The organism is Methylobacterium sp. Leaf108, assembly GCF_001423265.1.
Lineage (GTDB): Bacteria > Pseudomonadota > Alphaproteobacteria > Rhizobiales > Beijerinckiaceae > Methylobacterium.
In genome coordinates this window covers 315,297-324,003 of sequence record NZ_LMND01000035.1, presented here as the reverse complement: position 1 = coordinate 324,003, position 8,707 = coordinate 315,297, and the positions used below count along the sequence as shown (strand labels likewise).

Sequence of the window (8,707 nt, the reverse complement as noted above, 5' to 3'; positions counted from 1 at the left end):
CCGCCACCGTCGTCAGCGCCAGGTCGAACCGCTCCACGCCGGTGAAGGTGGCGGCGTAGTTCGAGTTGTAGACGCTGAAAGCCCCGCCGTAGCCCGCCCCCAGCGTCCCGCCCGTGATCCCGCCCCCGACCCCGTAGCCGTTGGCGTACGACGACCAGTCCAGGACCAGCGTGTCGAGGCCGGCATCGGCGGTCAGCGTGTCCGAGCCGGTGCCGCCGTTGAGCCGGTCGTTGCCGGCGCCGCCGATGAGCGTATCGTTGGCGCTGCCGCCGGTGAGGTCGAAGCGCTCCACGCCGGTGAAGGAGGCCGAATAGAAGTACTCGGTCGAGCCGTGGTTCACCACGGTGACGGTGTGGGAATAGCTTTTGTAGGCCCCGTCGCCGCTGTCCCGGAAAATGGCGCTGGACGCCCGCGACCAGTCCATAACCAGCAGGTCGCCAGTGCCGGCACCGCCGTCGAAAGAGGCGCCGTAGGAGGTCGCGAGGTCGACCATCAGGGTGTCGTCGCCGCCCTTGCCCGCGAAATGCGTCGCGGTGCGCGCGAACGCCGGATCGGTGGAGGCCACGCCCGCGGCGTTGACCACCGTTCCGCGCACGTCGAGCAAGTCGTTGCCGTCGCCGGCCAGGAGGTCGATCGCCTCGATCGACGTCAGCCTGGTGCCGTTCGAGAGGGTGAGGGTGCCCCCGCCCTGAAGCTGCTGGAGGACGACGGTGTTGTTGCCGCTGCCCGAGAGGGCGACCAGCGCGCGATCGAAGCCCTCGCCGCCGTCGATGTCGTCGACCCCGCCGCCGCCGTTCAGGGTGTCGTCGCCGCGGTTGCCGATCAGGATGTCGTTCAGCCCGCCGCCGTTCAGGGCATCGTTGCCGGTGCCGCCGCTGAGGTGGAAGCGTTCGATCTCCTTGAAATACAGGGTCTGCCCGAAGGAGCCGAGGACATACCGCTCGGCCTGGCCGAAGGCGGTGGAATCGCTGGTGCCGAGCCCGACGTAGGTGATCGCGCTCGTGGCGGCCGACCAGTTCATCACCAGGAGGTCGGTGCCCGAGCCCCCGTCGACATGGTCCGCGTTGCCGTCGAGGTCGCTGATGGTGACGGTGTCGTCGCCGCCGTGGCCGAAGACGGTGTCGGCCCCGGTCCCCGGCGTGAGCACGTCGTTGCCGTCGGCGAAGGGATCGTCGTCGGAGGCCTTGGCCGTGCCGGCCTCGACCCGGTACAGGCGGACGTTGTCGATCAGGGTGCCGTGGGCGTCGCCGGTGCCGACCTCCTTGAAGGTAAGCCGGTTCTTGTCGGTCCCGGTCCCGGCGCCGCCGGTGAGGTCGATGTAGTAGACCAGGGTGGCCGTCCCCGGGTCGATGTAGTCCGTGGTGGCTGCGCCGATGGTCCAGTTGAGCTTCTGCGCCCCCCAGTAGACCTCGAGGCGCGCGTTCGCCGCCGTGCCGATCTTGCGGGCGTCGAAGGCGAGACGATAGAGCGCGCCGTCCTCGGCGCCCGCGATCGTCTGGGTGATCATGGCGTTCGTGTTGGCCTGGTTGCCCTCGAGGTCGACACCGTAGCGTCCCTCGGACGGCGTCCCGGCCGCGCCGCCGGTGAAGAGCTCGATCCCCGGTCCGGCCAGGCGCTGCCAGCCGTCGAGCGGAGCGTAATAGCCGTAGCCGTTGGCATCCATGGTCGGATCGGCGACCACCTCGAAGCCGCCGTTGACCACGAGGTTGCTGTCGCCGCCGTAGAGGACGTCGTCGCCGCCCGAGTCGGTGATGGTGTCGTTCCCGAGGCCGCCGCGCGCCACGTCGGTCCCGGCACCGAGGAAGACGGTGTCGTTGCCCTTGCCGGCGTCGATCGCGCTGCCCGACAGGGCGCCGTAGCCCACGAGCCGGTCGTCGAGGCCGCTGCCGATCAGGTTCTCGATGGAGATCAGCCTGTCGCCGGCCGCATGACCGCCCGTGGGCGCGCGGTATTGCGCATCGCCCGGGAGCAGGGTGGCGCGGCTCAGGTCGACGTCGACGCCGACGTCCGAGGAGCGGTAGCTCGCGGTGTCCGCGCCTTCGCCGCCGTCGAGGGTATCGCCGCCGGCTCCGCCCTCGAGGACGTTGTCGGCGGCGTTGCCGGTGAGCGCGTCGGCACCGGCGCCGCCGACGGCATTCTCGATCAGGGATCGGACATCGCCGTCGTAGAGCAGCGCATTGGCGATGTTGCCGCGGGCGAAGTTGAGGGGGGCTCCGTCGTCGGCGATCCCGAGGTAGGCGCGCTGGGTGTTGCGGGCGGCCTCGCTGAGGGTCGTCCAGGCGCCGGGCCGCAGGTCGACGACGAGGGCCTGCGCGTAGTTCGAGAAGTCGTAGGTGTCGGTGCCGCCGCCGTCCCAGATCGTCTGGAAGATCATGTTCCGGGCCGGATCGGCGTCGTCGATCGGCACCCCGTCGATCGACATCCGGCCCGAGGTGAGGCTCCAGGTGTAGCGCGAGTCGCCTGCGTTGGTCGTGAAATCGGCGCCGTAGAGATACTGGAGCGCGGCGATGTCGTCCTGCATCAGGCCGATCGGATAGTCGGCGTCGTTGTACTTCGATCTCCCCTCCGGCCAGGTGTTGTAGGTCATGATCGAGTATTCTTGGCTGTCGTGATCGGTCGGCAGCTCGGGGAAGACTTCTGCGTGGGTGGTCTGGGCGGCGTGGCCGTGCTTCAGCCCGAGCGCATGCCCGATCTCGTGCGCGATGCCGGCGGCGTAGCCGAAGCTGCCGGGCGTGGGCGCGTTGTAGCTCGTCTTGTTGAACCAGGTGTCGCCGAAGGCGTAGGCCGGAAACCTGTCCGGATCGGGCGGGGTCGCCTCGGCCGAATTGTTCGATCCGCCCGGAACGTGGAGGGCGTCGCCCGTCCCGCTGTCGAGCGTATCCACCATCGCGAAGCGCAGGTTGGCGTTGGTGTCGGTCGTGAGGGTGAAGCCGAGGCCGGTGACCGCCGCGACGTTGTTCAGCAGCCGCGTCACCGCCGTCTGTTGGGCCGTGTTGAACGCCTGGAAGCCGTTGACCGCCTCGTAGCCGTTGCTGATGTACTCCGCCGAACTCGTCGGGAACGAGTAGGTCAGCGTCGTGGGGGTCCATTTGTAGCCCCACAGCAACCCGTTGATGTCGCCGCTGTCGCCGGCCTTCTTGCTCACCGAGGCCGAGTTCGATGCGCCCGAACCGCCCGTCGCGCCGTCGATGTCGTGATCGAACGCCGTGTAGGACGGGGTTCCTTCGGTCAACGCACACACGTAGCACATGTCGGTTTTCCGATGATCTGGAGCGCGTCGTGCCGGGAGGCCCCGACCGGCGCATCGACGGGGCGGCGTTCAAGTCTTGAAACGGTTCGGTGGATTGGACGGCAAACCGCTGAGTGAAATCCGTAAAAACGATAATCCTTTTTTTAGCAATGACAATTGTGCAACGCAGTTCTCGGCAGCAATGCCGGCACACGAATGTTGCGCGATGACAATGGTACCGCCATCGTCCGTTGCAAAACCCGGCCTCGGGCGATCCGCAACGCGCAACCGTCCGGCCCGGCGCTCTTCGACACTGCATTCGGCTCGATGGTCCGGTGTCCGCCCCTCGCCTCGTGTTGCGACTCAGCGCAGGATCGTGACGTCGGGCGCCATCATGGGCCAGGGGACGGTCGGATCCTCTCGATCGGGGCGGCGACCACGCGGATCGGGGTGGGAAGACGGTGCGGCACGCCGCGATACGGACCCGGAAACGATGGTCGTGTCCGCAGTTACCGTCCAACCCTGGCCGCCCAACCCTGGCGCATCCTGTCCGGCGGATTGCGCCATCGGATGCAGAGGTACCGGTCAATGCGGGTTGTGATGCGCCGCCGGCCGGGGCGAGGCCGTCTCGGCTTCCCTGAACGAGGTGAAGCGGTCCAGCGCATCGAGGGGGACGTCGAGCGTGCAGCGAAGACCCTCCGGCTCGAACGCCAGGCGGACCGCCCCCCCGAGCTCCTGTGTGATGGCACCGGTGATCAGGCGGGTTCCGTAACCGCGCCGTCGCGGCTCCACGACCGAGGGGCCGCCGCTCTCGTGCCACCCCATCGCCAGCCGGCTGGCGCCGCTCTCGCCGGCGACGACGCGCCAGGCGATGTCCACCCGGCCCCCGGGGACGGAGAGCGCACCGTACTTGGCCGCGTTGGTCGTGAGCTCGTGCACCGTCATGCCGAGCGCCAGGACGTAGCGCGGGGGCAGGTCGAGGTCGGCCCCGTCCAGCCGGAAGCGGTCGGCCTGCCCCACCCGGAACGGCGCCAACTCGTTCTCGAGGACCGTGCCGAGCGAAGCCCCGGTCCAATCGTCCCGCGAGAGCAGGTCGTGCGTCTTGGACAAGGCGAGGATGCGCCCTTCGAGCTGTTCGTCCGACGGGTCGCCCCGGCGCGATTGACGGGCAAGGGACTGCACCGTGGCCAGGGTGTTGCGGACACGATGGTTGAGTTCGTGCAGCATCATCCTCTGTCGCTCCTGCAGCAGGTGGCTGCGGGAGATCTCGGAGCGCAGTTCGCTCTCGTGACGCTGGAGGGCGCTCGCCATGGCGTCGAACGCTTCGCCGAGCTGGCCGAACTCGGTCGGACCGGAGATGCCGGTCCGCGTGCCGAGATCCCCCGTCCGCCAGGCCGTCGCGGCCCCCAGCAGGCGTCGCACGGGGTCCTTGATGAAGGCACGCCCCGCCAGCAGGGCGGCCAGCACGGCCAGGAGAGCGCCGAGACCGATCAGGATCACGCCGCGCCGCGTCGCCGCGTCGATGTCGGCGAAAGCCGCCTGCGGCGAGAACCCGACGGCGACCGTCACCGAATCGAGGTCGTCCGGCGTCGCGGCCGCGATGCCGGTGATGCGCATGGTCCCGCGCAGGCCGGGCAGGTCGATGACCCTGCCGCGGTTTGCCGTGAGCGCCGACCAGAGATCGGACGGCAGGGTCTTGCCGACCCATTGCTCGTGGTCGGGCAATCGGATCACGATGGAGCCCTTCCGGTCGGCGACGGTCAGCGTCGCATCCGGCGGGAAGCCGGCCCGGGCCTGATGCGCGGCGAGATGGGTCAGGTCGATGCTGGCCAGGACGACACCCGCCGGGCGGTCGCCCGTCCCCGGAATGGCCTGTGCGAACTGCAGTGTCGGCTTGGTGGTGATGCGACCGGTCACGAACTCGCCGATGGCAAAGCCGCCCGTGCGCATCGCATCCTGGAAGTAGCCCCGATCGGCCAGCCCGTAGGAACCACGGGCGGAACCGAGGGTATTGCAGACGATGCCGCCGTCGGCGTCGGCGACGCCGAAGAAGAACACGCCCGGCACCTTGCCGAGCAGGGTCTTCAGGTACGCCGTGCAGCTGGCCGGCTCCATGCCCCGGATCTCCGGCACCTCGGACAGCACGTCGAGGACCTGCCGGGTGCCGCGCCCGAACTGGCCGAGGTCGGCCGCGATGCTGCGGGCGACGCGCATCGCCTCGCCGCGAACGGCCTCGCCGCGCGCCGTGCGCAGCGCGTACTCGTTGTAACCCTGGATGGCCAACGCCGGCACGAGCGCCAGGGCCACGAGCCCCACGATCCGTTTGGTGAGCGACATCGAGAAACCGGTCCTATGTCACGGTTTCATCGGCGAGGATCGCGACCGGGCCGTCGCGACCGGGCCCGGCGCCCGGACCGGGAGCCGGCGACCACTGTCCCGAGGCCCGCTCAGGCGGCCACATCGTGCTGCTCCTGCATGGAGGCGAGGGCCACCTCCAGCCTGCAAACCAGGCCGGTGGGCAGGTAGGTGAGCCTGACCGCGCCGCCGGCCTCCGCGGCGAAGCTGCGTTCGATCAGGCGCGAGCCGAAACCGCGACGGGTCGGCTGCGCGAGGATGGGCGGACCGCCGTGCTCGGACCAGGTCAGGCAGAACCGCGGCGTCTCCTCCTCGTGCGCGATGTGCCAGCGCAGGTCGACACCGCCGAGGTCGTTCGAGAGCGCCCCGTACTTGGCCGCGTTGGTGGCGAGTTCGTGCAGGGCGAGCGCCAGCGACAAGGCCGGCTTGGCGGCGAGGTGGACGTTCGGGCCGCCGGTGCGGATGCGATGCGCCGCGCCGCCGCGATGCACCGCCAGCGCCCCGTCGACCACGTCGACGATGGGGGCCTGCGTCCAGCTCGACGCCGTGAGGATGTCGTGCGCGCGTCCCAGCGAGATCAGGCGGGCGGAGAAGGCGTCGCGCGAGGCCTCCATGTCGGTGGCGTCGCGGAAGGTCTGGCTGGCGATGGCCTGCACGAGGGCGAGGGTGTTCTTCACGCGGTGCTGCAACTCGCCGGTGAGCAGGCGCTGGTGCTCCTCGGCCCGTTTGCGTTCGGAGATGTCGAGCATCGCGCCGATCATCCGCACGGCGCGGCCCGCCCCGTCCCGGAGGACGTAGCCGCGGTCGAAGATGTCGGCGTAGGTCCCGTCCGCGCGCCGGAAGCGGTACTCCTCCGTCCAACCGGAGCCGGCCCCCTCGATCACGGTGTAGATGCCCTCCTTCACCCGCTCCACGTCCTCCGGATGGATGTGACCCTTCCACCAGGCGCCGCTCGGGCCGACCGCCTCGGGAGCGTAACCAAACAACGTCTGCACCGCCTCGTTCCAGAGAATGTGGTCGGTGCCGAGGTCCCAGTCCCAGATGGCGTCGTTGGTGGCACGGGCCGCGAGGCGGTAGCGCTCCTCGGTCTCGCGCAAGGTCCGTTCGGCCCGCCGGCTCTCGGTGACGTCGCGGGCCGTGCCGATGAGGCGTAGCGGCAGGCCGTCCTCGAACAGGGTCTGCCCCTTGGCGTAGACCCAGCGCTCGACCCCGTCCTCCGGGGCCACGGTGCGATAGGTGATGTCGTAGGTGCCGTCGCCGGCCGGATCGAGGGCGGCACGCACCGCCTCGTCGGCCCGGTCGCGATCGTCCGGGTGCAGGCGCGCCAGGTAGACGTCGAGGTCGACGGTTGCGTCCGGCCCGAGGCCGAAGAAGCTGCGGGTGCGGGTATCCCAGTTCAGCACGTTCGCGACGAGGTCGTAGTCGAACACGCCGGTCCCGGTCGCCTCGACGGCGAGGCGCAGCTGCTCGCGGGCCTTGCGAAGCTCGTCCTCGGCCTGCCGGCGGTCGTGGATGTCGCTGTTGCTGCCGAGCCAGCCGACGACCGCGCCGCTGCCGTCCCGCATCGGCTCGGCGCGGATCAGGAACCACCGGTAGGCCCCGTCGGCCCGTCGCAGGCGGGCCTCGGTGTCGTAGAGCCCCCCGCGCGCGCGGGCATCCTCCCAGCTCAGGAGCATGCCCGGCAGGTCGTCCGGATGGACCGCCTCGCCCCAGCCCATGGGCAGCGCCCGCTCCGGCGTCTGGCCGGTGTAGGCGTACCAGCGGTCGTTGAGGTAGCTCAGGCCGCCATCGGGATCGCCGAACCAGATGACGGTCGGCGCGAGTTCCGTCAGGGTCTGGAAGCGCGCCTCGGCGACCTTGCGCTCGTGGATGTCGAGCGAGGTGCCGATCCAGCTGCGCATGGTCCCGTCCGCCTCCCGCGCCGGACGGGCCCGGGACAGGAACCACCGGTACTGCCCGTCGCGACCCAGCAGCGGAAACTCGACCTCGTAGGGTCGTCCCGACGCCGCCGCCGCGAGCCAGGCACGCCGCGTGGCGTCGCGGTGGTCGGGGTGGATGACGGACATCCAGCTGGCCTCGCCGACCTCGCCCGCGGGCAGGCCGGTGTAATCGTACCAATAGGCGTTGCAGTAGGTGATGTTGCCCTGCGCATCGCCGAACCAGACGACCTGCGGGCTGACCTCGACCAGCGAGCGGTAGCGCATCTCGCTCGCCTCGAGGGCGGCGCCCGCCTCGCGTTCGTCGGTCCGGTCGCGAAGGATCTTCAGGAAGCCCACGACACGGCCGTCGTCCGACCGCAGCGGCATGATCTCGCCGCTCGCCCAGAACCGGCTGCCGTCCTTGCGCAGGTGCCAGCGCTCGTCCGGGGCGCTTCCGTTCTCCAGCGCCAGCGCCATCTCGGTCTCGGGCCGCCGGACGGCGCGGTCCTCCGGCGTGAAGAACGTCGCGGCCGGGCGGCCGAGCATTTCGGTCTCGCTCCAGCCGAGCACGTTCTCGGCCCCTGTGTTCCAGCGTGTGACCCGCCCCTCGGGGTCGGTCGCGACGATGGCGTAGTCGATCGCGCTGTCGAGGATGCGTTCGTGAAGCAGGCGCTGCTCGGCCTGATCCCGCAACGAGCGGCGCAGCTCCATCTGCGCCATGGCCTGACGGGCGAGCCGAAGCAGGCCCTTGCGTTGCCGGTCGGTCAGTTCGCGGGGCGTGGTGTCGAGGACGCAGACCGTACCGATGGAGTGCCCCTCGGCGGTCTTCAGCAGGGCGCCCGCGTAGAAGCGTAGGCCGGGGGCGCCGGTGATCAGGGGGTTGCCCGCGAACCGCGGGTCGCGCGAGGCATCGGGCACGTAGAGGACGTCCTCCTGCAGCAGCGCGTGGCGGCAGAAGGCGTGTTCGAGGGGGGTCTCGCGCACGCCCAGGCCGACCTCGGCCTTGAAGAACTGGCGTCCGTCGCCGATCAGGTTGACCACGCCGATGGGGACGTCGCAGAGTTCGGCGGCCGCTTCCGCGATCTCGTCGAAATCGCTCTCCCGCGGGGTGTCGAGCATGCGGTAGCCGTCCAGGGCCCGGAGCCGTGCCGCCTCTTTGTCTCGGGTCGCGCTCATCCTGGCGTCACGCTCGCGGGCGGCCGAT

The 8,707-nt window shown here is 70.1% G+C and carries 3 protein-coding genes; all 3 read right to left on the bottom strand.

Annotation, left to right across the window (positions count from 1 at the left end; all coding sequences use genetic code 11):
* Nucleotides 1-3,232, bottom strand: a 3,232-nt coding sequence (locus ASF39_RS20105) for a M10 family metallopeptidase (protein ID WP_162240613.1), incomplete at its 3' end; no start/stop codon positions are given.
* A 582-nt stretch (nt 3,233-3,814) separates the two neighbouring features.
* Nucleotides 3,815-5,566, bottom strand: coding sequence for an HWE histidine kinase domain-containing protein (locus ASF39_RS20100; RefSeq protein WP_055882061.1), 1,752 nt, complete (start codon nt 5,564-5,566; stop codon nt 3,815-3,817).
* 110 nt (nt 5,567-5,676) lie between these two features.
* Entirely contained in the window at nt 5,677-8,679 is a 3,003-nt protein-coding gene (locus ASF39_RS20095; RefSeq protein ID WP_156648565.1) for a PAS domain S-box protein, read from the bottom strand.
* Nucleotides 8,680-8,707: the final 28 nt, after the last annotated feature.

Excerpts from the sequence above, each read along its gene's own strand:
- ASF39_RS20100 (WP_055882061.1), bottom strand. The coding sequence starts at position 5,566 with ATGTCGCTCACCAAACGGATCGTGGGGCTCGTGGCCCTGGCGCTCGTG.
- ASF39_RS20095 (WP_156648565.1), bottom strand. The coding sequence starts at position 8,679 with ATGAGCGCGACCCGAGACAAAGAGGCGGCACGGCTCCGGGCCCTGGAC.